The organism is Nostoc spongiaeforme FACHB-130, assembly GCF_014698475.1.
GTDB lineage: Bacteria > Cyanobacteriota > Cyanobacteriia > Cyanobacteriales > Nostocaceae > Nostoc_B > Nostoc_B spongiaeforme.
Map to the genome: position 1 here is coordinate 54,671 of NZ_JACJTB010000032.1, position 25,852 is coordinate 80,522.

General features: G+C 41.9%; 18 protein-coding genes and 1 pseudogene. 13 read left to right on the plus strand and 6 right to left on the minus strand.

The window, feature by feature from the left end:
• Nucleotides 1–24 precede the first annotated feature (24 nt).
• The 3 genes from H6G74_RS20980 to H6G74_RS20990 all read right to left on the minus strand — a co-directional run bounded on the left by H6G74_RS20980 (nucleotide 25) and on the right by H6G74_RS20990 (nucleotide 2,468).
• On the minus strand, nucleotides 25–375 hold the full coding sequence (locus H6G74_RS20980) for a DUF1257 domain-containing protein (RefSeq protein WP_015113818.1): 351 nt from the start codon (nucleotides 373–375) through the stop codon (nucleotides 25–27).
• 138 nt (nucleotides 376–513) lie between these two features.
• Nucleotides 514–2,028: a stress-responsive protein Ycf46 gene (gene ycf46 / locus H6G74_RS20985; protein ID WP_190969514.1), complete on the minus strand. Its 1,515-nt coding sequence runs from the start codon at nucleotides 2,026–2,028 to the stop codon at nucleotides 514–516.
• A gap of 86 nt (nucleotides 2,029–2,114) precedes the next feature.
• Nucleotides 2,115–2,468, minus strand: coding sequence for a hypothetical protein (locus H6G74_RS20990; protein ID WP_190969515.1), 354 nt, complete (start codon nucleotides 2,466–2,468; stop codon nucleotides 2,115–2,117).
• Between the two features lie 270 nt (nucleotides 2,469–2,738).
• Between H6G74_RS20990 and H6G74_RS20995 the strand changes: the two genes are divergently transcribed.
• The 6 genes from H6G74_RS20995 to H6G74_RS21020 all read left to right on the plus strand — a co-directional run bounded on the left by H6G74_RS20995 (nucleotide 2,739) and on the right by H6G74_RS21020 (nucleotide 14,248).
• The gene (locus tag H6G74_RS20995; protein ID WP_190969516.1) at nucleotides 2,739–3,269 is read left to right on the plus strand and encodes a hypothetical protein; all 531 of its coding nucleotides are present in this window, start codon (nucleotides 2,739–2,741) and stop codon (nucleotides 3,267–3,269) included.
• Between the two features lie 171 nt (nucleotides 3,270–3,440).
• Nucleotides 3,441–4,595 carry an NAD-dependent epimerase/dehydratase family protein gene (locus tag H6G74_RS21000; protein ID WP_062294327.1) on the plus strand — a complete coding sequence of 385 codons (1,155 nt, stop codon included), beginning with the start codon at nucleotides 3,441–3,443 and terminating at the stop codon, nucleotides 4,593–4,595.
• A gap of 11 nt (nucleotides 4,596–4,606) precedes the next feature.
• Nucleotides 4,607–5,251: a DUF4291 domain-containing protein gene (locus tag H6G74_RS21005; protein WP_190969517.1), complete on the plus strand. Its 645-nt coding sequence runs from the start codon at nucleotides 4,607–4,609 to the stop codon at nucleotides 5,249–5,251.
• 764 nt (nucleotides 5,252–6,015) lie between these two features.
• Nucleotides 6,016–10,158, plus strand: coding sequence for a non-ribosomal peptide synthetase (locus H6G74_RS21010; protein WP_190969518.1), 4,143 nt, complete (start codon nucleotides 6,016–6,018; stop codon nucleotides 10,156–10,158).
• 229 nt (nucleotides 10,159–10,387) lie between these two features.
• Entirely contained in the window at nucleotides 10,388–11,524 is a 1,137-nt protein-coding gene (locus H6G74_RS21015) for a glycosyltransferase family 4 protein (RefSeq protein WP_190969519.1), read from the plus strand.
• A gap of 117 nt (nucleotides 11,525–11,641) precedes the next feature.
• Nucleotides 11,642–14,248, plus strand: coding sequence for a GAF domain-containing protein (locus H6G74_RS21020; protein WP_190969520.1), 2,607 nt, complete (start codon nucleotides 11,642–11,644; stop codon nucleotides 14,246–14,248).
• A gap of 359 nt (nucleotides 14,249–14,607) precedes the next feature.
• Here H6G74_RS21020 and H6G74_RS21025 read toward each other — a convergent pair whose 3' ends face one another.
• Nucleotides 14,608–14,871, minus strand: coding sequence for a DUF7219 family protein (locus H6G74_RS21025; protein ID WP_313888503.1), 264 nt, complete (start codon nucleotides 14,869–14,871; stop codon nucleotides 14,608–14,610).
• 942 nt (nucleotides 14,872–15,813) lie between these two features.
• On the opposite strand from H6G74_RS21025, the gene purC reads away from it, so the two are divergent.
• The 7 genes from purC to H6G74_RS21060 all read left to right on the plus strand — a co-directional run bounded on the left by purC (nucleotide 15,814) and on the right by H6G74_RS21060 (nucleotide 24,524).
• Nucleotides 15,814–16,551: a phosphoribosylaminoimidazolesuccinocarboxamide synthase gene (gene purC, locus H6G74_RS21030; protein ID WP_190969522.1), complete on the plus strand. Its 738-nt coding sequence runs from the start codon at nucleotides 15,814–15,816 to the stop codon at nucleotides 16,549–16,551.
• A 109-nt stretch (nucleotides 16,552–16,660) separates the two neighbouring features.
• Nucleotides 16,661–19,120, plus strand: coding sequence for a BamA/TamA family outer membrane protein (locus H6G74_RS21035; RefSeq protein ID WP_190969523.1), 2,460 nt, complete (start codon nucleotides 16,661–16,663; stop codon nucleotides 19,118–19,120).
• 191 nt (nucleotides 19,121–19,311) lie between these two features.
• Nucleotides 19,312–20,181 (plus strand): UDP-3-O-acyl-N-acetylglucosamine deacetylase, encoded by an 870-nt coding sequence (gene lpxC, locus H6G74_RS21040; protein ID WP_190969524.1) that lies wholly within the window; start codon nucleotides 19,312–19,314, stop codon nucleotides 20,179–20,181.
• A gap of 56 nt (nucleotides 20,182–20,237) precedes the next feature.
• Nucleotides 20,238–20,762 carry a 3-hydroxyacyl-ACP dehydratase FabZ gene (gene fabZ / locus H6G74_RS21045; RefSeq protein WP_190969525.1) on the plus strand — a complete coding sequence of 175 codons (525 nt, stop codon included), beginning with the start codon at nucleotides 20,238–20,240 and terminating at the stop codon, nucleotides 20,760–20,762.
• 291 nt (nucleotides 20,763–21,053) lie between these two features.
• Complete coding sequence (gene lpxA / locus H6G74_RS21050) at nucleotides 21,054–21,872, plus strand: acyl-ACP--UDP-N-acetylglucosamine O-acyltransferase (RefSeq protein ID WP_190969526.1); 819 nt, start codon at nucleotides 21,054–21,056, stop codon at nucleotides 21,870–21,872.
• 132 nt (nucleotides 21,873–22,004) lie between these two features.
• Complete coding sequence (gene lpxB / locus H6G74_RS21055) at nucleotides 22,005–23,168, plus strand: lipid-A-disaccharide synthase (protein WP_190969527.1); 1,164 nt, start codon at nucleotides 22,005–22,007, stop codon at nucleotides 23,166–23,168.
• A 108-nt stretch (nucleotides 23,169–23,276) separates the two neighbouring features.
• On the plus strand, nucleotides 23,277–24,524 hold the full coding sequence (locus tag H6G74_RS21060) for a DNA cytosine methyltransferase (RefSeq protein ID WP_190969528.1): 1,248 nt from the start codon (nucleotides 23,277–23,279) through the stop codon (nucleotides 24,522–24,524).
• A gap of 40 nt (nucleotides 24,525–24,564) precedes the next feature.
• Here the strand turns inward: H6G74_RS21060 and H6G74_RS21065 are convergent, their stop codons facing one another.
• Nucleotides 24,565–25,734, minus strand: coding sequence for a hypothetical protein (locus tag H6G74_RS21065; protein ID WP_190969529.1), 1,170 nt, complete (start codon nucleotides 25,732–25,734; stop codon nucleotides 24,565–24,567).
• A 10-nt stretch (nucleotides 25,735–25,744) separates the two neighbouring features.
• Nucleotides 25,745–25,852, minus strand: a pseudogene (locus tag H6G74_RS31925) (IS982 family transposase); the annotation flags it as partial.

Below are 25,852 nucleotides of genomic sequence, written 5' to 3' on the forward strand. Positions count from 1 at the left end.
CTTTGGGAACGCGCAGAGAAATTACTATTGCAATACCAACTTAACGTTAGCGTTTTGCAAACCGCGCTGTTTTACTTCAGCCAAAGTTTTGTTGACTGCATATTTTTGATTAATAGAGTTGATTAACTCGGTTTGGTTATGCTTTTTAGCAACGCCCCACAGGTCAGCGATGAGGTCGAAGGAACCATCGCTATTGCGAGACCAGCCGAGATCATATTCGCCTTCCAAAACAGCAACGATGTCGGAACGTACACGCTGACCGTTATAACCGCGTACATCAGCTTCTGTCTTTACGGTAATACCCAAGTCGCGTAAAGAAGCTTTGAGGATTTCTGCATCGGTGATTTTGGTGCGAAGAGTGCTAAAGTGAGACATTTGGGTTTCCTCCAATGAGAAGATTGAGAAAAGAACAACGGTTTATCATCGGCAAGCCGCACTGAACAAGACGCGGCTTTTTCTCTCAACTGCTAGTTTATTCAACTAGCCTTTCCCCTGGGTTAGCAGGGAAAGCTTTTAGAACTCCATTCGCTGATATTCAGCAACGGAGGATGCGGCTGGTCTTGCTCGCTGTCTAGCCCAGTCTCTGAGGGCTGTTACCTGTTCTTGCATCGTGCGAGACAGTGGCAAGGTTGCTTTCAGTGCCGCAATAATATCTAGTTGGGTGAACTCACGGTCTTGGGCAAACGCTTCATACATTGCCGCAATAATCGCTTGTTCAATTTCTGCCCCAGAAAAGCCATCCGACATCTTGGCTAGCTGCTCTAAATCAAAGCGGGAGATGTCTTCACGACGGCGCTTGCTTAGGTGAATATTGAAGATATCACGCCGTTCTTCTGGTGTAGGCAGATCCACAAAGAAAATCTCATCAAATCGACCTTTCCTCAAGAATTCTCCAGGTAAGCGTTCGACTCGGTTGGCTGTAGCCATGACAAACACTGGAGATTTTTTCTCTTGCATCCATGTGAGGAAAGACCCAAATATTCTGCTTGATGTGCCACCATCAGAGTCACCAGAACCAGCACTACCAGCAAAGGATTTGTCTAACTCGTCAATAAACAGAATCGCTGGAGAGATAGATTCTGCTGTTTTGAGGGCGTTACGCAGATTTGCCTCACTTCGTCCCACCATTGAGCCGTCGTATACACGTCCCATATCCAGGCGCAACAACGGTAAACCCCAAAGCCGGGATGTTGTCTTGGCTATCAATGATTTACCACAACCAGGTACTCCTAAAATTAGCATCCCTTTGGGTTGGGGCAAACCATACTCTCTTGCTCTTTCGGTAAAAGCATTCGAGCGTTGCTTCAGCCATTTCTTTAATTCTTCTAAGCCACCTACAGCATCAATGGTTTCATCTTCTTCGATATATTCTAAGATGCCATTGCGCCGAATTAGTTGCTTTTTCTCTGATAAAACTATATCAACTTCGTCTTCAGTTAGTCGTCCGGTGGTGACTTGGGCTTTGCGATATACTTTTTCAGATTCATCTTTGGTTAAACCTAAAGCGGCTCTGAGGAGTTTTTCGCGTGCTTCTGTTGTCAACCGTCGCCCACGATGGTGATCTAAATGGGAAGTTAAAACTTTATTCAACTCCGCCATATCTGGAAGTTGGAAGTCTAATACTACTACTTCCTTCTCCAATTCTATGGGGACTTGGTGCATCGGCGACATTAAAATAATATTTTTTTGTTGCCCTTTAAAACTTGCGATCGCATCTCGTAACGATCTTGTTGTTGCAGGTGCATCAATAAATGGGTGTAAATCTTTAAGAATAAATATACCAGGCTCTTTCTGCCGAATTATCCAATCAATTGCCGCCTCTGGGGAAACTGTGTTGTGTTGGCTTACATTCCGGGGTTGACCATATTCCACGATGCCATGAGTTACTGTCCATACATAAACTCGGCGTTGGGGCTTTAACACTTGAGCGATTGTGGAAATTGATTGCTCTGCTCGCTCTTCCTCGGAGGTCACAAGGTAGATTAGAGGGTATTGAGCTTGAATTAAGATGTTGAGCTCTTCTTTCATACAATCGACCTACTTGAGACCTAATACTGTAAAGAACAGAATTGTAACGATGACTGAATTATGAATCAATTACTCATAATTCTTATCTAGCAAGGGACTAACTCTTCTTCACTCTTGGGATGGGTTTGCACTTCTTCGATTTCATCAATGGAAATAGGCTCTTGACCAATCAATCCAGGCTGATGACCTAAAGCAACTAATTCCCCATCACGTAACGCAAGTGAACTTTCGCAAGTCGGGCAGGAATAAACTCTGTGAGTCCTCCCATAAGCAGAAGCTTCTAATTCTTCTACCAATTCTGAATTCGCCAAGTAAAAGTAGAGGGCGCGTTCGGCAAGCTCTGACATTGGCTCAGAATCAATTGCTGAACGGATCTTTAACCTTTTGTGCAGTTCTGGCGATATATAAAAAGTAACCTTTTGCTTAGTTTGCGTTTGCATATAACTCTTTGGCGGTCTTACCCGGGTATGTATAACACGTTATCGGCTCCTTGATTGCTTGTCAAGCTGGTAAAACGTTTTGACGGCAATTTCGTTACATTTATTTACATTGTTTTATGCCTGTTAAGGGAAGCTAAGTTATATTTAGAACAAAGCTAAAATTAGCTTAAATAGCAGTCAAATATTAGATAAAAGCTGGAATATTCTCGATAAAACTAAATAATTGCAAGACTTGTATAAACTCAGTGATATGGAAGAAAATAGATTCTCATGTTTATTTTTTCAGTAAAAACTGGTAGTAAATATAAAAATTTTTATACAAAATGGCAAGCTGTGGCGAGTGCGATCGCTTTATCGTTGCTGTTATCAGGATGCAGCCAACCTTTTAGGGTTTCTGAAACGCAATGGCAGACTTATCAAAATTCCCGTTATGACTTTGAATTTCCATATCCCAGCAATTGGACTGTTTTAGCAACTCCCGACAACGATGATGGTGTTGTCTTAGTTTCACCACGCAGTCAAAATGTGGAAATTAGAGGCTGGGCAAGTAATCTCTCACAAGAACCCAAAGATGCCATCCAGCCTAACTTTCAGACCACACAAGGAGTATCTGGGGTTTTGTTAGTAGAAGTTGGTCAGCAAGAAGGTTTTATGAAATTGACATTAACTCAAGGTAAAGTTACCTATTACTGGCAGGGAAAAAGCCCCAGCCAAGAGTTTTCCAACTATTACCCGTTGTTTTATTACATAGCCCAGCAATATCGCATTTACAGGGAGTCGGGAGTCGGGAGTCGGGAATAGGGGAAGAAGGATAAAAAGAGTGAAGTATGAAATTTAATGCTTTTAGCTTATGCCTTTTGATAGATGACCAATGACTAATGACCAATGACTAATCACAATCACTACTTTTGATGGTTGAGGGGGTACAGAAACCTGATAGATTTAGCTATCAGCGAGTAAAAACTGGTGAAAATGAAAGTCCTGGTTATTGGTGGCGATGGGTATTGCGGTTGGGCAACCGCACTTTACCTCTCCAATCGAGGTTACGAAGTTGGAATTTTAGATAGTTTGGTGCGTCGGCACTGGGATAACGAACTTGGTATCGCAACTCTAACGCCGATCGCACCGATTCAGCAACGTATCCAGCGCTGGCAAGATTTGACCGGCAAATCTATCGACCTATTCGTAGGCGATATCACTAATTACGAATTTCTGCAAAAAACTTTACATCAATTTGAACCAAATGCGATCGTGCATTTTGGTGAACAGCGTTCCGCGCCATTCTCCATGATTGACCGCGAACACGCAGTTCTCACCCAAGTCAACAACGTAGTTGGCACACTCAACTTGCTGTATGCCATGCGCGAAGACTTCCCCGACTGCCACTTAGTCAAATTGGGAACAATGGGTGAATATGGTACACCTAACATCGATATTGAAGAAGGGTATATCACCATTGAACATAATGGGCGCAAAGATACCTTACCGTATCCCAAGCAACCAGGTTCAATGTATCACCTCAGCAAAGTGCATGATAGTCATAATATCCACTTTGCCTGTCGGATTTGGGGATTGCGTGCCACAGATTTAAATCAAGGCGTGGTTTATGGTGTCTTAACCGAAGAAACGGGAATGGACGAACTGTTGATTAATCGCCTAGATTACGATGGCGTATTTGGGACAGCATTAAACCGCTTCTGTATTCAAGCTGCCATTGGTCATCCTTTAACGGTGTATGGTAAAGGTGGACAAACGCGCGGATTCTTAGATATTCGGGATACAGTGCGCTGTATGGAATTAGCGATCGCTAATCCTGCTGAACCTGGAGAATTCCGCGTCTTCAACCAATTTACCGAATTATTTAGTGTGGGTGACTTGGCATTGATGGTCAAAAAAGCAGGTAACGCCTTGGGATTAAATGTTGATATCAACAACATCGATAACCCCAGAGTTGAAAAAGAAGAACATTATTTCAACGCCAAAAATACCAAACTGCTTGACCTCGGCTTACAACCTCACTACCTCTCAGACTCGTTACTTGATTCACTGTTAAACTTTGCAGTTAAGTATCAACAACGAGTCGATAAAAAACAAATTTTGCCGAAAGTTTCTTGGCATAGAAATTAGGTGAAAACTGTATGAGGTTGGTGACAGAATCTTATCTCAATCAAATCTCTCGCTGGCCTCAAACTGGTCGTCATATACTAGCGCAGTATGACGGCCAGACAGTTGTAGTTTATCAAGCTTATCGTCCAGAAATTGGTCATTTTGCTGCCAGCAATGGTTATTTTGGCGGAGAATTTAGTTTAGAACGGATGAGTTGGATTAAGCCTAACTTTTTGTGGATGATGTACCGTTGCGGATGGGGTACAAAAGATGGTCAAGAGGTAGTGTTAGCTATTTGGATTCAACGTTCAGCTTTTGAGGAAATTTTGCGTCAAGCAGTCCATTCCAGCTTTGTACCTGAACTTTACCCAAGTAAAAGCGAATGGCAAAAAGTCCTAAAACATTCACAAGTGCGTTTGCAATGGGACCCTGACCATCACCCATCAGGAGAAAAATTAGAACGACGTGCTATTCAGTTAGGTCTGCGCGGTCAAGTGCTGGCTGCTTATGCCAAAGATTGGATTGTCAAAATTGAAGATATATCAGATTTTGTCAAACAGCAAAGGCAAAACTTAAATTTTGACTACACAGAATTGATTACACCACAAGAGAAGGTTTATCCTGTTTTTGATAGCGAAATCCAACAAAAGTTGAGATTATCTGCTTGGACTGAATAATTTTTGGATAAAAATAGTGCGATCGCTACTTTTGTAGCCACAGGCAAAAACCTTCTCGTTCGCGTAGCGTCTCCTTTTGGGAGAAGAGTAGCGATCGCAATAACAATTATGTGATGACTACGCTCCTCTATCGCTACGCTCGTAATGACAATTTAAGGGGTATTTCAAGTCTGAAACCCTTGTGAATATTAATTGTGTGTACGCCGTAAATGCGGCGTTTTTATGTTAAGCAATATTTCGCCAACGGTATCCATATCTCGTATTAATACCATACCGACGACCGATCACTGGTCAAAAATATCAACTTTCTCATTCAAAACTACGTAATATCAGTTTTGTCTTTATATTTTCTTTTTACGATTTTTATTATTCTTCATTATTTTTACACAGATCAGAAAATACTACTTAGTAAATTCTAGTGAAAGTTATTGAATTGGCCAATTTCTGATTTGCATAAGTTATCAGCCTTTGTTTAGGGCTATTGACAGCACTTTTGAAGTAAGTGAGGTACACCATGCGTATTAAGTGATGAGTAATAAGCAGTGAGTAATAAGTCAATTTCTGACTCATTACTAATTACTTTTTTCAATCAGTTGCTGTAGCTCATAAACATCGGGTCTGCTGTATTTAGGAGGCATCTAGATATCTTATGGTAATCATTTATTAATTGGTAGAGAAAGCAGATGATTTAAATCATCTGATTCTCAATTTGAGAATGACACTTTAAAAATCTTTGTTCCCTAGAAACTAGTTAGATAAACAAAATGAAAGTAGTAACTGTAAACAAATCATACCAGCTTTCAGCGATACAACAAGGAATGCTGTTCAACAGTCTAGTTGCTCAAAACTCAGGAGTGGATATTGAGCAGATGATCTGTTTGATACATGAAAAAATTGATGTTTTGGCATTCCAAAAAGCATGGCAGAAAGTCGTAGAACGACACGCAGTTTTGAGAACTAGTTTTGATTGGGAAACTGGACAAGAACCTCTACAATGTGTGCAGCAGCAGGTAGAAATTTCCTTAGAACAACAAGATTGGTGTGGCTTGTCTGACACAGAACAATCAACTAAATTACAAGTTTATCTACAAAGCGATCGCACTCTTGGCTTTCAGTTAAATGTAGCCCCATTAATGCGTCTGGCATTATTTCGGCTGAGAGAATCTGTCTACCAATTTGTTTGGACTTTTCACCATGTTTTGTTAGATGGTCGCTCCTTGTCCATCATCATTAAAGAAGTGTTCACCTTTTACGATGCTTTCTGTCAGGGAAAAGACTTACAACTACCCCAACCTCGTCCTTATCAAGACCACATCGCATGGTTACAGCAGCAGGATTGGTCTAAATCGGAAAGTTTTTGGCGGGATTTGCTCAAAGGTTTTACCGCACCCACACCTTTATTAGTAGATTCAAACCCTAGTGAGAAAAAGGGTTTTGGCGAACAAGCAATCCGACTATCAGCAAAAACTACAGTGATGTTGCAGTCTTTAGCAAAACAACATCAAATTACTCTAAATACTTTAGTACAAGGTGCTTGGGCTTTATTGCTCAGTCGTTATAGTGGCGAGTCTGATGTTGTGTTTGGGGCGACAAGAGCCTGTCGTCATTCCTCTGTAACTGGTGCAGATTCGATGGTAGGATTGCTCATCAATACTTTACCAGTGCGAGTCAAGGTGTCAGGGGAAAAACCGCTTTTGACTTGGCTAAAAGAATTGCGATCGCAGTGGGTAGCGTTACGAGACTATGAACACACCCCCTTAACTAATATTCAAAGATGGAGTGATGTTCCTGGCGGTACACCTCTGTTTGATAGCATTCTGGTATTTGAAAACTATGAATTGAATTCGGTTTTACGTTCTCAAGGTGACAGATGGCAAAACCTGGAGATAAAGCAAGAAGAACAAACTAATTTTCCTCTGACATTGGTTGGTTATGCAGAGTCAGAACTGTTATTGAAACTCAAATACAACCAAAACAAGTTTGATGATGACAAAATCGGCAGAATGCTGGGACATCTTCAAACTTTATTGTCAAGTATGGCGGCTAATCCTTGGCAGTGTTTAGGAGAATTACCACTCTTGACGACAGATGAAAGACAGCAAATGTTGATGGAGTGGAATCATACACAAACAGATTTTGCAGAGCAACTTTGTATTCATCAACTGTTTGAGGCGCAGGTAGAGCAGACACCAGACGCTATAGCCGTTGTTTGTGGACAGAAACAACTCACCTACAAAGAGTTAAACTGGAGAGCTAATCAATTAGCCCATCACCTCAAGCAACTGGGTGTCAAACCGGGGGTATTAGTTGGTGTATATTTAGAGCGATCGCTAGAAATGATTCCGGCTGTCCTGGGGATTTTGAAAGCTGGCGGCGCTTATGTTCCACTAGAACCCAGTTTTCCTAAAGCACGCATTCAATTATTGCTGTCTTCTCTGCAAATTAACTGTCTAGTCACCCAAACTTGCTTATTACCTAGTATTCATGAGCTAGAACTGAGCGCCCTGCAACATTTAATCTGTTTAGATAAATCTGCACATAGTAAATTTTCCTCTACACCTCTACACCCACATACCCCTACACCCTTTATTTGGCATCGTTCTGATCTAGATTTACTACCCACAGAAAATTTACCAACATCTGCTAATTCCAATGATATTGCCTATGTGATTTTTACCTCTGGCTCTACAGGTACACCCAAAGGAGTTGTAGTTCGTCATCAACCAGTAATCAACTTAATTGAGTGGGTGAACAAAACCTTTAATGTTAATGCTAACGATAGAGTTTTATTCATCACATCCTTGTGTTTTGACTTGTCAGTTTATGACATTTTTGGACTGTTAGCCGCAGGTGGTTCGATTCGGGTTGTTCCTAGTCATGATGTCCGAGATCCAGAAGCTTTACTACACATTCTCTGTCATGAGCCGATTACCTTCTGGGATTCTGCGCCACCTGCACTACAACAACTGGCTGGCTTTTTCCCCAAGGTTCAAGCAACTAATTGTCATCCCCAACTGCGGTTAGTATTTATGAGTGGTGATTGGATACCAGTCACATTACCCGATTTACTGAAAACCACCTTCCCAGGGGTTGAGGTAATTAGTTTGGGTGGCGCAACGGAAGCAACTGTTTGGTCTAATTATTATCCCATCGGTAAAGTCGAGCCGCATTGGAAGAGTATTCCCTATGGCAAACCCATCCAAAACGCCCAATATTACATTCTGGATGATTACCTCAATCCCTGTCCTATTGGTGTTTCTGGGGAATTGCATATTGGTGGAGAATGTTTAGCCTCTGGTTATTTAAATCAACCAGAACTCACAGCCCAAAAATTTATCCCCAATCCCTTTAGCAACAATCCAAAAGCCCGACTCTATAAAACAGGAGACTTAGCCCGTTATCTCAGTGATGGGAATATTGAATTCCTCGGTCGAATTGACCATCAAGTAAAAATTCGCGGTTTCCGCATCGAGTTGGGAGAAATTGAGAGTGTACTTACACAAAACAAATCTGTAGAGGAAACGGTAGTTATAGCCAGAGAAGATGAGCCAGGAAATAAGCGGCTAGTGGCTTATGTGGTGGTAAATGATGAATCTAAACCGAATATGAATGAATTGAGGGAGTTTTTGCGAGAGAAACTACCAGAGTATATGGTTCCATCTGCCTTTGTTGCGATCGCCAAAATTCCACTGACTCCCAATGGTAAGGTAGATCGCCGCGCTCTGCCCATCCCCGACCAAAGACCAGAACTAGAAAAAGCCTTTCTAGCGCCGAGAAACACCATAGAAATTGAGTTAGCGCGAATTTTCTCAGAGGTTTTAGGTATTCAATCAGTTGGAATTAGAGATAATTTCTTTGAATTGGGGGGAAATTCTCTACTGGCGGTCAAATTATTTACACAAGTTGAAAAGGCATTTGGTCAAAAACTCCCCCTCGCTACCTTGTTGCAATCACCAACCATAGAACAATTAGCTGACATTCTCAGCCAATCAAATACAAAAACTTCTTGGTCTTCCTTGGTGACAATTCAACCTGGTAGTAGGGCGAAACGTCCTTTATTCTTGATTCACGCCCTTGGTGGTAATGTGATTGGCTATCAAACTCTAGTACGTTATCTGGGTACTGAGCAACCTGTATATGGCTTACAAGCACAAGGACTTGATGGCAAACAAGCTCCCCACACCAGCGTTGAGGATATGGCCGCTCACTACATCAAAGAAATTCGCACCGTTCAACCTCATAGCCCTTATCTTTTGGGCGGTTTCTCTAGTGGGGGGACAATTGCTTATGAAATGGCGCGTCAGTTCGTTGCTCAAGGCGATCGCGTGGCTTTATTGGCAATGTTTGATACATATAATCCCAGCTTATATATCAGTCATCCTTCGCTATTGCGGACATTGTATGTCTACTGGCTCACTCTATTGCGACTGCCATCTGTAGATAGAAAAAACTATATTCTCGCCAAAGTGGATTGGTTTAAATCCATGTTATTAGGGAAACACAGTAGCAAATTCGACTTGTGGAACGAACATTCTTTCACTGACGATGCTAACCCTTACAATATGGCATTAATAGAAGCACTCAAACAGGCGACAATGGCAGATTACGTAGTCAAATCCTACCCTGGCAAGGTAACTTTATTTACCACCAAAGAAGTTTTGCGATGGTGTCAGTTCAAACCCTGTAGAGGCTGGAGTGCAATGGCTAAACAGGGGGTAGAAATTCATGAAGTTCCTGGCACACATTTAGGTATGTTGGGAGAACCAGGTGTGCAGATGTTAGCTGAAAAATTGCGGTTTTGCTTAGAGGAAGCACAAGCAGATCATCAGGTAGTATCACCAAAGGCTGAGAAGATGCGGTGGATACTTCAAAACGAAGATTATCGAGGACTCAAACATCAGTATTAATGTAATTAGGGTATTGGGTGTAAGGGTGTGTGACGTAAGGTTTTTAGATACATACACCCCTGTACCCCTACACCCTCGCCAAAACCCTTGATTCTTCGTTTTTATGCGTAAGTCCTATATATTTCTCATCATACACAATTGATTCCGCTACGAGAAACAGTTTACTCTGTTGTAGAACCTGAAATTCAACAGCAGTTGAGATTACCTGCGTGGACTGAATAATTTTTGTATGAGAATAGCCCTATTCACCGAAACCTTTTTGCCGAAAGTAGATGGCATAGTCACACGTCTACGCCATACCGTTGACCATCTACAGCGTAATGGAAATCAAGTTTTAGTGATTGCCCCAGAGGGTGGAATCACGGAACATAAAGGAGCGAAAGTTTACGGCATTAGTGGCTTTCCTTTGCCTCTGTATCCAGAGTTAAAAATGGCACTACCCCGCCCAGCCATTGGTTATGCTTTAGAAGAATTCCAGCCAGATGTGATTCACGTTGTAAACCCTGCGGTTCTAGGATTATCAGGCATTTTTTATAGCAAAGTTTTGAAAATTCCCTTAGTGGCTTCTTACCATACCCATTTACCGCAATATCTCCAGCATTACGGCTTAGGAATGTTAGAAGGCTTGTTGTGGGAATTGCTCAAAGGCGCTCATAATCAAGCATTGTTAAATCTTTGTACCTCGACCGCCATGATGGAGGAATTGTCATCACATGGCATTGAAAGAGTAGACTTGTGGCAGAGGGGCGTAGATACAGAATTATTTCATCCTGATTTAGCCAGTTTAGAGATGCGATCGCACCTTTCCCAAAATCATCCCGAAAGTCCCTTACTGTTGTATGTTGGTCGCTTATCTGCCGAAAAAGAAATTGAACGCATCAAACCCATATTAGAAGCAATTCCCCAAGCGCGATTGGCTTTAGTGGGAGATGGCCCCCATCGCCAAGCCCTAGAAAAACACTTTGCTGGCACCAACACCCATTTTGTTGGTTATCTCATGGGAAGAGAGTTAGGTTCTGCCTTTGCGAGTGCTGATGCTTTTATTTTCCCCTCCCGCACAGAAACTCTGGGGTTAGTCTTATTAGAAGCAATGGCCGCTGGTTGTCCGGTGGTGGCTGCCCGTTCTGGCGGCATCCCTGATATTGTTACAGATGGTGTGAATGGATATCTTTTTGAACCCAAAGCAGACATTCAAGATGCGATTTCTGCCACAATTCGCCTCTTGGAAAATCAGCGAGAACGAGATATTATTCGTCAAAATGCTCGTAAAGAAGCAGAAAAATGGGGATGGGCAGCGGCCACACGCCAGCTGCAAGATTATTATCACAAAATAGTCTCAGTAAAACAGCCAACAGCAGCAGTTTAAATTAAGGATGGGAATTGTGGGGCATTTCTGCTCCACGGTTTTCGGAACGATTAACGATAGATCAAAGCACAATCTCAGCTTTAAATCTAAAATCTAAAATCTAAAATCTAAAATTCCATGACTCTTCCCAACCCTGGTAGCGTCTTGGCTACATTAACTGAACTCACACAAGTTAATCGCACCCACGCCTTACTACGTCGTGTCAAAGACCTTTCTGTTAACGAATTTGTCTGTCTACTTGATTTTATAACTGCTGAGTTCCAACAATTTCTCAGAGCAATTGAGTTAATCAATAATGAAGCTCTAGAAACAATGTTGGAAAAGGTACTAGAAGCCATTACTTTAAAAATTGGTCAAATTCTCCAAGCTGAACACACAGCAATTTTTTTAGTTGACTATGATAAAGGTCAACTCTGGTCAAAAGTTCCCCAAGATAATAGTCAAAGGTTCTTAGAAATTAGAACGCCCATTAATGTTGGTATTCCTGGTCATGTGGCGAGTACAGGCCAATATTTGAATATTGCGGAAACTGCGACACATCCTTTATTTAGTCCAGATTTAGAAAAACAAATGGGCTACAAAATTCGCAATATTTTATGTATGCCTGTTGTCAGTAGCAAAAGCCAAACTGTCGCTGTTGTGCAACTGGTAAATAAAGAAGGCAATGTGCCTTTTAATCATGAAGATGAAGAATCATTCCGAGATTTTGCCGCTTCCATTGGGATTATTTTAGAAACTTGTCAATCTTTTTATGTAGCCGCCCGCAATCAACGAGGCGCAACAGCATTATTAAGGGCAACTCAAACACTAGGGCAGAGTTTAGACTTAGAAGCAACTTTGCAAATAGTCATGGAACAAGCCCGAATTTTGATGCAAGCAGACCGCAGTACGCTGTTTTTGTATCGCAAAGAAATGGGCGAACTTTGGACAAAAGTTGCAGCCGCAGCATCGCCCACAGACTTTATCGAAATTCGGATGCCGGCAAATCGGGGAATTGCTGGTTATGTAGCATCAACAGGAGACGCATTAAATATTCCTGATGCTTATAAAGACCCACGTTTTGACCCCAGTACAGATAGAAAAACTGGCTATGTAACGCGGAATATTTTATGTTTGCCAGTGTTTAATTCTGCTAATGAATTAATTGGGGTAACTCAGTTAATTAATAAGCAAAAAGGCAGTTTTACCGCTTCTGATGAAGAATTTATGCGGGCTTTTAATATTCAAGCAGGCATAGCATTAGAAAATGCGCGACTGTTTGAAAATGTTCTGTTAGAAAAACAGTATCAAAAAGACATTTTGCAAAGTCTATCTGATGCTGTAATTTCGACTGATATGATTGGTCGAATTGTGACAATTAATGATGCGGCTTTAGAGTTATTGGGTTGTCCTTTGGCTGATGCTAATAACAAAAGTAATAAATTATTGTGGGAGCAAAATTTAATCGGGCGCTTTGTGTGGGAAGTAGTACCCATTGAAAATTTGCAAATGCGCTTAGAAGACAGTTTGACATCGGGCGCTAGACATTATGTTCCAGAACAAAGTTTGATGGTGGGGCTGTATCAAGCATTGACTTTAGACGGGCGAGTGAATAGTGACAATCAAGACTCAGCTTTGCAAACTGGCACAACTCATCAGTTGATTTTAACAGTCCGCGATCGCAGCAACCCCGACTTTTTCATTCCTTGGAATTTACTGTTAACTCCCCCATCCCAATTAATCCCCGCTAATCAAGTAGAACAGTTAGAACGCAGTATTAATTTAACTGTGAATCCCCTCACCAACCCAGAAGGGGGAGTCAGAGGCGGTTTGGTGGTTTTAGAAGACATTAGCCAAGAAAAGCGCCTGAAAACCACAATGTATCGTTACCTGACTCCCCATGTCGCCGAACAAGTCATGGCTTTGGGTGAAGATGCTTTGATGGTGGGTGAACGCAAGGATGTGACTGTCTTATTTTCTGATATTCGTGGCTACACCACTTTGACGGAAAATTTGGGCGCAGCCGAAGTTGTATCGCTGTTGAACCAATATTTTGAAACAATGGTGGAAGCGGTTTTTAATTACGAAGGCACTTTAGATAAATTTATTGGCGATGCTTTAATGGCTGTGTTTGGTGCACCCCTACCACTCACAGAAAACCATGCTTGGCAAGCAGTACAATCAGCTTTAGATATGCGCCAACGTCTAAAAGAATTTAACCAACGCCGAATTATTCAGGAACAACCCCAAATTCGCATCGGGATAGGGATTAGTTCTGGGGAAGTGGTTTCTGGTAATATTGGCTCTCACAAACGTATGGATTACACTGTGATTGGCGATAGTGTGAACTTAAGCGCCCGTTTAGAAGCCGTCACAAAAGAATATGGCTGTGAGATTATTTTGAGCGAATTTACCTATCAACTTTGCAGCGATCGCATTTGGGTGCGGGAGTTAGATAAAATTCGCGTTAAGGGTAAAAACCAAGCGGTGAATATTTATGAGTTAATTAGCGATCGCAATACGCCTTTAGATGCTGATACCCAAGAGTTTTTGTTTCACTATCATAACGGCCGGGCTGCTTATTTAGCAAAAGATTTCGCTGGGGCGATCGCCAGCTTTACCGCCGCAAAACACCTCCGCCCCAAAGATCAAGCCGTAGAAATTCATCTAGAACGCGCCCAAAATTATCACCAAACACCACCGCCAGATTCCTGGGATGGTGTTTGGACAATTGTCAGCAAATAATATAGGAATCCGATTTGATTTCTGAATCTATTTGTGTAGGCAGGGAGTAGGGAATGGGGAGTAGGGAGTAGGAAAAAAGCCTGAACTGGGTGTACTTTTTTTTTTCATAAATCAAATATGAGTCCTATATCTAAATTTTTTAATGATCTGATTACTAATATTTTTAAGGTTCCTGAAGCAGTCAAATTCTGGTAAGCAGTTACGACAAGATTAAGTAATGACTAAATATTTGATTTTGAAAAAAAATCATTGAACTTAGACAACCCTCTTTACTACTCCCCACTCCCCATTCCCTACTCCCTACCCATACAAGTAAATTCAGCAATCAAACCAGATTCCTATTATTTAACTTTTTTACCTCATTCTTCCGCTTCTCCGCCTTCATCCCTAAAAGGATTTTCGCCAATTTTTAGCTGTTTTTTACTTTGTTTTAGCTGTTTCCACAAAGCTTTGATTTGTTCGTAAGCATCTTCCGGCGGGATTTTTCCACCTGTTTCTAAGCTACAAACATAACTAACTTTATTCGCAAATTCCTGAAGATTAGAGTTAAATACTAAGTTTTCTGGCTTAACTTGCCCATAATAGCGGCCTTTAGGGTAAATAAAATCATCTTTGTCCACTATCTTCTGCTCCACTTATTAAATTCCATTATTGTTTTAATATCTGAACTCAAGCCATGAGTTATGCACCCATAGCAATTTTTCTATGAATTACCCACAAATCTATTCTCTTGTTTCTACCTAAACAGGTATTTGAGAAATTAAGTAGGGTTTCTATATCTTGCTGCTAAAGGCAAAAAGGCTTGGTTGGCATTGATCTTTGTGCAGTAATTCCTAATAGTGTACCCTTCTGTCAATTACTAATTGACATTCTCTGGTGTTAAACACCAATCAAAATTTTCAATAACTATTTACTTAGTCATGGTTTATACTATATATTTTGAGAGAGAAAAAATCAGTTTTTGAGTAAAAAAATCTACAGTCAGAGTGTAATAATTTCCTGGGAAATTTACCTCTACTAGAGGTTATATATTATATATCTGAGGGTCAGCATCAGATTAATAAATTTCTACCATAAATTACTGCTACTGACCAGTAAAATTTAATTCTCTAACGGCAGCTTTTATCCCGCTCAATCACAGGTATAAACCAATTTTATGCAGTGGTTTTAAAATCACAATATTTACGGACAATACTCAGTAAATTTGATATCAGAATACTGTTGAAAACCCTGAACACAATTGATGAATTGACAGCAGCTTGTTAGTCTATTAGGTACAGAATTTAGTTATCAAAGCTAGGAAAGAGTTGATTCTCATTCGGGATGATGGCTTGTGGCTTCCGAATTTTGCGGTATTTGTGCAGACGGGGAGAAAGAGTAAGAATTACAAACAAATCTACTCCCTGCCTCAACCAGTACTTTAGAAATCAAATAGGATTGCTATGTGTATTTCATTTTTTCATTATGCACTGACGATTAATTAGCGAATCTTTGTTAACTAAAGATAAAATGGTGAAGCCCGAAAGGACACAAGTCTCCCATTGCTGAAAAGTTGACCTCCTACCATGTCTGTTCATTCCAAAGTCTACGAAGGCAAAGCAAAGATACTCTATACAACAGATAATCCAGAAATCTTGCTGGCTGATTTTAAAGATGATGCGACTGCGTTTAACGCCCAAAAGCGTGGCAGTATCATCGGTAAGGGAAAAATTAACTGTAGTATTTCTAGCCAGTTATTTAAACAATTGGAAGCCCAAGGGATTAAAACCCACTTTATTGACAGCCCGTCCCCTAATCAAATGCGGGTGAAAGCGGTGAAAATTTTACCCTTAGAAGTAGTGGTGAGAAATATTGCAGCTGGTAGCCTGAGTCAACAAACAGGCTTACCAGTGGGTACAGTTTTGCAACAGCCCTTGGTAGAGTTTTATTACAAGAATGATCAATTAGGAGACCCGTTGTTGACACGCGATCGCCTACTCTTAATGGAATTAGCTACAGAGGAACAAGTAGACCTAATTAAGAATCTAGCATTGCAAATCAACGAGTTTCTGCGGAGCTTTTGGCAGCAATGTGGCATAACCTTAGTAGACTTCAAACTAGAATTCGGCTTAGATTCACAACAGCAAATACTCCTGGCAGATGAGATTAGTCCAGACACCTGTCGTTTGTGGGACACTACAGAAACTGACCCCAACCGTCGCGTCCTGGATAAAGACCGCTTCCGCCGAGATTTAGGCAATGTAGAAGATGCGTACCAAGAGGTTTTACAGCGAGTGCTGCAAACAGTAGACAGTAAAAATTAAACTGATGTACCTTGTCATTGGTCATTGGTCTTGACAAAGGACAAATGACCAACGACTAATGACTAATAACTAGTGTGTGATTGTGTGCGGAAGTGAAGAGGAATATATAATGCGTTTATCTCCTATATTAGTAGCAGCTGTAGCAATTGCAGCGCCATTAAGTGGCTCTTTTAGAGCGAATGCCCAAACTGCTGAAGATTTACAACCCACAGCGAAAATTTTAAAACCCGCTACAAAGCAGCCACAAGAGAAGGACGCAGGGCAAAGTTCAGCGAGGGAAAGTTTACCAACTGCGATCGCCTCCCCAGAGGCTCAAGTACTCAAAGATACTCAAGCAAAATCTGTGACCATTTTGCCAACACCATCAGATGCAAAAGCACAGGTGATAGTCCCAACAATTGCCCAAACACCAGAAACAATCCCCAACTCTGATACTCAGCCCAACACCATTCCTGACAGTTCCACTCCAGCAACACAACCTGCATCTCCAGAAAATACCATCCCCCCAACCATCGAACCGGCATTTCCCCAAAATCCCCAGCCAGAAAATACCATCCCCCCAACCATCGAACCGGCATTTCCCCAAAATCCCCAGCCGGAAAATACCACTCCCCCAACCATCGAACCGGCATCTCCCCCAAATCCCCAGCCGGAAAATACCACCCCACCAACCATCGAACCAGCATTTCCTACATCTCCAGGAAATACTCAACCGGATGGCGCTACCGAATCAACAGAACCAAGGGTATTGGTGTCAGAAGTAGTCGTCAAACCCCAAGCAGGACAATTACCTCCAGAACTAGAAGATCGAGTTTATCAAGTTATTCGGACTCAACCAGGGCGGACAACTACCCGCACCCAACTACAAGAAGATATTAATTCGATTTTTGGTACAGGTTTCTTTTCTAACGTCCAAGCTGTACCAGAAGATACACCCTTGGGCGTGCGAGTCAGCTTTATTGTCCAGCCCAACCCTGTACTGACAAAAGTGCAAGTCGAAGCTAATCCTGGTACTGGTGTTGCTTCGGTTCTCCCAGCAAGCACGGCAGATGAAGTTTTTAAAGATCAGTATGGTAAAATCCTCAACCTACGCGACTTGCAAGAAGGGATTAAAACCTTAAGCAAACGCTATCAAGACCAAGGTTATGTGTTAGCCAATGTGATTGGTGCGCCCCAAGTTTCCGAAAATGGAGTTGTGACGCTGCAAGTCGCCGAAGGTGTAGTGGAAAACATTAAAGTCCGGTTCCGCAACAAAGAAGGTCAAGAAACAGATGACCAAGGTAGACCAATTCGCGGACGGACGCAAGAGTATATTATTACACGGGAAGTAGAATTAAAGCCAGGACAAATATTTAACCGGAATACAGTCCAAAAAGACCTACAACGGGTGTATGGACTAGGGTTATTTGAAGATGTAAATGTTTCTTTAGACCCTGGTACTGACCCCAGCAAAGTCGATGTAGTAATTAATGTTGCCGAACGTAGTAGCGGTTCGATCGCAGCTGGTGCTGGTATTAGTTCTGCCAGTGGATTATTTGGTACAGTCAGCTATCAACAGCAAAACCTCAACGGTAGAAACCAAAAATTAGGTGCAGAAGTCCAGGTAGGCACAAGGGAATTACTGTTTGATTTACGCTACACAGACCCCTGGATTGCGGGTGATCCTTACCGCACTTCTTACACAGCCAATCTGTTCCGCCGCAGTTCAATTTCCTTGGTATTTGAAGGAGATGAGAACAACGTGGAAACCTTTAGAACTGGAGAAACAGAGGGCGATCGCCCCCGTGTGTTACGTTTAGGTGGTGGCGTTACCTTTACTCGTCCGTTGTCCAAGAATCCCTACGAACGTTCTGAATGGACAGCCTCAGCCGGGTTGCAATATCAGCGTGTTTCCACCCGCGACGCTGATGGTAATCTCAGAAGATTTGGTACAGTTTACAACAATGGCGAAGCTGGAGAATTAATTCCCTTAAGCTTCTCTGGTACAGGTCAAGACGACTTGGTATTATTACAACTAGGTACACAGCGCGATCGCCGTAACAATGCCCTACAACCTACCAGTGGTTCGTTCCTGCGCTTCGGAGTTGACCAATCATTACCAATAGGCGAAGGTAATATTTTACTCACTAGATTACGGGGGAGCTATAGCCAATACATCCCCGTGAAGCTCCTGAACTTTTCCAAAGGCGCACAAACTCTCGCCTTTAACATTCAAGGCGGTACTATCCTCGGTGATTTACCTCCCTACGAAGCCTTTACTTTAGGCGGTAGTAACTCTGTGCGCGGCTACGAAGAAGGAACACTAGCCAGCAGCCGTAGTTACGTGCAAGCAACGTTAGAGTATCGCTTCCCTGTATTTTCCATCGTGAGCGGTGCAGCCTTTGTCGATTTTGGTACTGACTTAGGCACCAATACTAGGGCTGCGGATGTTCTCAACAAAAACGGTACTGGCTATGGTTATGGTTTGGGTGTGCGCGTCCAATCACCCCTGGGGCCAATTCGCATCGACTACGGTATCAACGATGATGGTGATAGCCGCATCAACTTCGGCATTGGGGAAAGGTTCTAAATTTGTCAAGAGTCATTTGTCCTTCGTCCTTTGTTCATCAGTACAGTTTTTAGATGAGACGATTCACTAATCTATTTGTTTGGTCTATGCTCATGACAAATGACAAATGACCAAGGACTAATGATAAAGAACTATTGACTCTTTGACCCTCGACCCTTGACTATTTATTAAGGTGTATTAAATTTTCGCCGATGCAACAGCACACCATCGCCGGGGAAATCTGCCAAACAGGAGTCGGACTGCATAGCGGTATTACTACCAATGTGCGGATATTACCAGCCCCAGCCAATAGCGGGCGTTATTTTGTGCGGGTAGATTTACCAGATTTGCCAATTATTCCTGCCCAAATTGCCGCAGTCAATGAAACTGTACTGTCTACTCAATTGGGTAAAGGTGCAGCATCTGTCCGCACAGTTGAGCATTTATTGGCAACTTTGTCAAGTATGGGTGTGAATAATGCCCGGATTGAAATTGATGGGCCAGAAGTACCGTTGTTGGATGGTTCAGCCCAAATTTGGGCTGCTAGTGTGGCTCAAGTCGGCTTACAACCGCAAATAGCAGATGACAACCCAGACAAATGGGTTCTTGCGGAACCAATCTGGATTTATCAAAATGATGCCTTTGTCTGTGCTGTCCCGTCCGCAGAAACCCGCTTTAGTTATGGGATTGATTTTGATTTACCTGCAATTGGCAATCAATGGCACAGTTGGTTATTAGCGGCTGATGTGGGTGAGGCTGCTGTTAGCTTTGCGGCGGAAATTGCGCCTGCGCGTACTTTTGGTTTATTACATCAAATAGAATACTTACAACAGGCTGGATTAATTAAAGGTGGCAGCTTAGACAATGCACTTGTTTGCGGCTCTGAAGGATGGTTAAATCCGCCATTAAGATTTGCAAATGAGCCAGTCCGTCATAAGATGTTGGACTTAGTAGGAGATTTGAGTTTATTGGGAAATTTCCCCCAAGCTCATTTCTTAGCGTATAAAGCCAGCCACAATTTACATATTCAACTCGCCGAAAGGATTTTAGCGGCACAGCAAAATCCCACTGACAAAATCTGAGGGGTTTCAACGCCATTCCACTTAAATTTCCACAGTCAAAGTCACACAAACTGCCAATGTCGTCAATTCTTGCAGAAGTAAATAGTAGCGATGCGATCGCATCCTCATCTAACACCACACAAACGCCAACTGCATCGGAAGTGAAAAAAACCTTTACATCCGAAGAAATTCAGCAGTTGCTCCCCCATCGCTATCCATTTCTACTGGTAGACAAAATTATTGACTATGTACCAGGAAAAGTGGCTGTAGGCGTTAAAAATGTTACTATTAACGAACCTCAATTTCAAGGACATTTCCCCGGTAGACCACTCATGCCAGGTGTGCTAATTGTCGAAGCAATGGCACAAGTCGGTGGAATTGTGCTAACACAACTACCAGAATACAATGCAGGTGGACTGTTTGTATTTGCTGGCATTGATAAAGCCCGCTTTCGTCGTCAAGTTGTCCCTGGAGATCAACTGATTATGACAGTGGAACTGTTATGTATCAAACAACGTCGGTTTGGGAAGATGCAAGCTCGGGCCGAAGTTGACGGACAACTCGCTGCTGAAGGCGAATTGATGTTTTCTTTAGTTGGTTAACAACTTGTTTGAGTGTCTTGGTACAACCGTGATATGGCAACGTGCTGAGTATAAAACCAGTTATTACAATGTCATAACTGGCTTGGCTATTGTTATATACTGAGGCTCAAATCTAAACAAGCATCACAGATTAACAACTGTCCACACAGTATTTGAAAATTTCTGAATTTTCGCTGCCCTCACACTTAACTTGCTTTGCCCGACACTTTCGATTGTTGAAGTTATCACAACTCAGCAACACCAGTTGCGATTAACGCACTGGTTTCTCACGACAGTTCTGGAGATTCACCCTTGAAGACTCTTATTCATCCAACGGCGGTAGTTCATCCTAAAGCGGAACTCCACCCTACAGTGCAAGTTGGTGCCTATGCTGTGATTGGAGCGCATGTCAAAGTTGGCCCAGAAACAATTATTGGCGCTCATGTAGTGCTGGAAGGGCCTTGCGAAATTGGGGCGCGAAATCAGATTTTTCCAGGTGCAGCTATTGGTATGGAACCCCAGGATCTCAAATTTGTAGGAGAGCCAACCTGGGTAAAAATCGGTGACGACAATGTAATTCGAGAGTATGTCACCGTTAACCGTGCCACAGGTGAGGGAGAAGCCACAATCATCGGCAGTAATAATTTGCTGATGGCTTATGTGCATGTGGCGCATAATTGCATCATTGAAGATCATGTAATTATTCCCAACTCGGTAGCTTTAGCAGGTCATGTCCATATCGAGTCTCGCGCCAGATTAGGCGGCGTTTTGGGAGTTCATCAATTTGTCCATATTGGTAGACACTCAATGGTAGGTGGGATGTCTCGCATTGACCGGGATGTGCCGCCATATATGCTAGTAGAAGGTAATCCAGTACGGGTCAGAACCCTGAATTTGGTGGGGTTGAAGCGTTCTGGAATGTCAGCCAGTGACCTGCAAACCCTCAAAAAAGCCTTCCGCATTCTCTACCGTTCTAACTTGAGTTTCAAAGAAGCATTAGAACAGTTAGAACAGCTAGGAGATACAGAAGAACTACAAAATTTGCGTCGTTTTATACTCTTGTCTCAAATGCCAGGAAGACGTGGCTTGATTCCAGGTAGAGGTAAAGCAGGCACAAGTGATGATTCTTAAGTTATATCTGAGAAATTAGGGTGAATTCAGCAAGTAAGAATTCAGAATTAATTCTGACTCCTGGATTCTGAATTCTTCTTTAACTCAACTTCTAATTTCTCATGGCAAAATTTTTAGTAATTGTTAATTAAAATGCGGATATTTATCAGCACTGGCGAAGTGTCTGGCGATTTGCAAGGTTCGCTGTTGATTGCAGCAATGCAACGCCAAGCTGCTGCTGCTGGGTTGGCGTTAGAAATTGTCGCCCTCGGTGGCGAAAAAATGGCAAAGGCAGGGGCAAATATTTTGGGCAATACCAGTGGGATTGGCTCAATGGGTCTTTTAGAATCTTTGCCTTATGTTGTACCCACTTTATTAGTACAACGAAAAGCGATCGCCTATCTCAAGCAAAACCCGCCAGACTTAGTGGTGCTGATTGATTATATGGGGCCAAACCTCGGCATCGGCACTTATATGCGACAAAATCTGCCAGATGTGCCTGTGGTTTATTACATTGCCCCACAAGAGTGGGTTTGGTCAATGAGTCTGCGAAATACCTCTCGCATCGTTGGTTTTACAGACAAACTCTTAGCAATATTCCCCGAAGAAGCCAGATATTATCAAGAAAATGGCGGAAATGTCAGTTGGGTGGGACATCCGTTAATTGATCGGATGCAGAATGTACCTAATCGTCAGGCGGCGCGTGCTGAATTAGGAATTGCACCAGAACAAATTGCGATCGCACTTCTCCCCGCTTCTCGTCAGCAAGAACTAAAATATCTTTTACCAGTCATTTTTCAAGCAGCCCAAACAATTCAAGCCAAGTTACCGGAAGCTCGCTTTTGGATTCCTTTATCTTTAGAAAGCTTTAAACAACCAATAGAGTCAGCGATTCAAAGTTACGGTTTGCGAGCCACAATTGTCTCCGGTCAACAAAAAGAAGTGTTTGCTGCGGCTGATTTCGCCATTACTAAATCTGGCACAGTAAATTTAGAACTGGCGCTGTTTAACGTGCCGCAAGTGGTAGTTTATCGCCTCAATGCTGTTACCGTTTGGATTGCGCGGAAAATCCTCAAAGGTTCCATTCCCTTTGCTTCTCCAGTCAACTTAGTGGTAATGCGGGAAATTGTACCAGAGTTGTTACAAGAACAAGCCACACCAGAGAATATTACCCAAGCTGCAATGGAAATACTACTGAATCCTGAACGCAGACGGCAGACATTGACAGATTATGCCCAAATGCGACAATGTTTAGGAGATATTGGCGTATGCGATCGCGCTGCTCAAGAAATTTTGCAAATGCTAACTGAAGTGTGAAGTATGAAGTATAAATTATGAGGTGTGTAGACGCGCTCTGCGCGGCTTCCCGCAGGGTAGTGTGAATAAAAACAGGCTAAGAGAAAAGTACTTCTTACTCAGCACTCAATGAGAAAACGACGACCAATCGCAGTTGATTTGTTCGCAGGCGCAGGTGGTATGACCCTTGGCTTTGAACAAGCTGGCTTTGATGTATTGGCCGCCGTTGAAATTGACCCAATACATTGCGCCACTCACGAATTTAACTTTCCTGGTTGTACAGTTTTTTGTAAAAGCGTAGAAGACACTACAGGAAAAGAAATCCGCAAACGTTCCAAAATTGGCAATCGTGAAATTGATGCGGTGATTTGTGGTAGTCCCTGTCAAGGCTTTTCCCTGATGGGTAAACGGGTTTTTGATGACCCGCGCAACTCTTTAGTATTTCACTTTCATCGGTTGGTGTTGGAATTACAACCGAAATATTTTGTGATGGAAAATGTTCGCGGTATAACTGTTGGCGAACACAAACAAATTCTGAAAAGTTTAATTAGTGAGTTTCAAACTCACGGTTATCAAGTAGAAGAAAATTATCAAATTCTCAATGCTGCTCATTATGGTGTACCACAATCCCGTGAGCGATTATTTCTATTAGGCGCGAGAGGAGATGTCAATTTACCCAAGTATCCCCAACCCATTACCCAAATAGCCAAGCCAAATTCCTCAACATCACAAAATGCTTTACCACTGAGTCCGACAGTGTGGGATGCAATTGGTGATCTCCCAGAAGTGGAAAATTATGCAGAGTTATTAGAAAAAGATTGGGTATTTGCTGATTATGGCAAACCTAGTAATTATGCCTTGATACTGCGCGGTATTAGTAATTTAGCAGATGATTATAGCTGCGATCGCCAATTTGATGCCCGTATTCTCTCTTCTAGTTTCCGCACTCAACACACACCCACAACCATTCAACGTTTTCAAGAAACTCCCCAAGGCGAAAGAGAACCCATCAGCCGTTTTCATAAACTGCATCCGGCTGGTGTCTGCAATACCTTACGCGCCGGAACCGATAGATACAGAGGTTCTTTCACTTCTCCCCGACCAATTCATCCCGTGACACCCCGTTGTATCACAGTCAGAGAAGCCGCACGACTTCATTCTTACCCAGACTGGTTTCGATTTCACGTCACTAAATGGCATGGTTTTCGCCAAGTCGGTAATTCTGTACCGCCGCTATTAGCCAAAGCTGTCGCCACTGAGATTATTCATAGTTTAAATACCATCCCCATCAAACCCAAGTTTCCGCAGCAGCTAGGAGATGAAAAGCTATTGCAATTGAAGATATTGCAAGCTACACAACATTATTTAAAGACTTAAATATTCAGATAAAAACCAAGTTATATTTTCTGCGATCGCATCACTTAGTACTAGTGGCATTTTTTTGAGCATAGCTAAGATTACGCTGATATTCAACAATCTTTTGCTGTGCTAGTGCATAATTCAGACTAGATGAAGGTACTGATTGCATCAATGATATAGCAGTTTCCCATTGTTTAACAATGTTTTGCCACTCTGTTGGAGATTTAGCTGATTGCGTCAGATTAGCAGCACTAATCGCTTGATTCACAGCCTCACGAAAATTATCCGGTTGAGGTGATACTATAGGTAACTGTGAATCAACTGGTGTCGGTGTTGGCTGAGATGTTATTGATAAAGTTGGTGATTGATTGTTCGAGGAAGCAGACAATATAATCTTATTTTGAATATTTAGTAATTTGATTATTAAACATAAAGCTGCAATTATTGATGGAATTAATATCCAAAGCCACTTTTTTTGCTTTAGATTCCAAAATTTTTGCTTGTTGACTTGATTAAATTTCGGCTCAGTTTTAGGGTTTATTTTGGATGAAGTTGCATATACTCCCATTTCATTCCGTAATTTATTAAACTCTATGTTGATTTCCGAATCAGTACTCTTTTCATTTTTAATTATTTCTTTATTGAGAGAATAAACTGATATATATCTGAGTTTGACCAAGTATTCAATATGATATATTCCAGAAGCGATAGAAATATAAAAAAATCCAAATAATCCTATAATTGTTCTTTGATACTCCGTATAGTAAATGATAGGTTGATTATAACTAATATCAAATATAGGCAGAAAAAAAATAGTAAAAATAAATGTTATTAGCCCAGAAATCATAATTACTAGCCACCCGTATAAACCTTCCCACCAACTCATTAATCCTGGTAATACACCTCTTGGTTTACCTATTTCTGGGGCTTGAATTTGAGAAAGAAAATGACTAAGAAATAAGTGTAAAAAATGGTGGGTAAAAGCAATAACTAGAATAGGAGAGAGAATGATTAATATAGAGAGTATCACAAATAATTCTATACTTCCGGTTAAATAAGTTACACGGTAACTTACCATTCCAGCTTTTTCGACTATAAAGATAATAACTCGTAAAAATATGGCTAAAATCAACGCTTTTAGCCAAGAAGTGGGATAAGGAAACCATATAGGCCAAGGAGAATTATTCTGTTGCTCTTTGGTAAAATCCAGAGACTTTGGCTTTTTCATAAGTAACGCCTTATGTGAATGAAGCCAGAGGATGCTGTTCAAAAGTAAGCACATCAATACCAAAACGCTGACGCAGAAAAAGGCGTAGAGTATGACTGGTGATTTTAGCGGCAACATG

Coding starts and splice junctions, on each gene's coding strand:
- lpxC (WP_190969524.1), top strand. CDS start 19,312: ATGCAACAGCACACCATCGCCGGGGAAATCTGCCAAACAGGAGTCGGA.
- H6G74_RS21015 (WP_190969519.1), top strand. CDS start 10,388: ATGAGAATAGCCCTATTCACCGAAACCTTTTTGCCGAAAGTAGATGGC.
- H6G74_RS21035 (WP_190969523.1), top strand. CDS start 16,661: ATGCGTTTATCTCCTATATTAGTAGCAGCTGTAGCAATTGCAGCGCCA.
- fabZ (WP_190969525.1), top strand. CDS start 20,238: ATGTCGTCAATTCTTGCAGAAGTAAATAGTAGCGATGCGATCGCATCC.
- lpxB (WP_190969527.1), top strand. CDS start 22,005: ATGCGGATATTTATCAGCACTGGCGAAGTGTCTGGCGATTTGCAAGGT.
- H6G74_RS21060 (WP_190969528.1), top strand. CDS start 23,277: ATGAGAAAACGACGACCAATCGCAGTTGATTTGTTCGCAGGCGCAGGT.
- H6G74_RS21005 (WP_190969517.1), top strand. CDS start 4,607: ATGAGGTTGGTGACAGAATCTTATCTCAATCAAATCTCTCGCTGGCCT.
- ycf46 (WP_190969514.1), bottom strand. CDS start 2,028: ATGAAAGAAGAGCTCAACATCTTAATTCAAGCTCAATACCCTCTAATC.
- H6G74_RS20995 (WP_190969516.1), top strand. CDS start 2,739: ATGTTTATTTTTTCAGTAAAAACTGGTAGTAAATATAAAAATTTTTAT.
- H6G74_RS21065 (WP_190969529.1), bottom strand. CDS start 25,734: ATGAAAAAGCCAAAGTCTCTGGATTTTACCAAAGAGCAACAGAATAAT.
- H6G74_RS20980 (WP_015113818.1), bottom strand. CDS start 375: ATGTCTCACTTTAGCACTCTTCGCACCAAAATCACCGATGCAGAAATC.
- H6G74_RS21010 (WP_190969518.1), top strand. CDS start 6,016: ATGAAAGTAGTAACTGTAAACAAATCATACCAGCTTTCAGCGATACAA.
- H6G74_RS20990 (WP_190969515.1), bottom strand. CDS start 2,468: ATGCAAACGCAAACTAAGCAAAAGGTTACTTTTTATATATCGCCAGAA.
- purC (WP_190969522.1), top strand. CDS start 15,814: ATGTCTGTTCATTCCAAAGTCTACGAAGGCAAAGCAAAGATACTCTAT.
- H6G74_RS21000 (WP_062294327.1), top strand. CDS start 3,441: ATGAAAGTCCTGGTTATTGGTGGCGATGGGTATTGCGGTTGGGCAACC.
- H6G74_RS21020 (WP_190969520.1), top strand. CDS start 11,642: ATGACTCTTCCCAACCCTGGTAGCGTCTTGGCTACATTAACTGAACTC.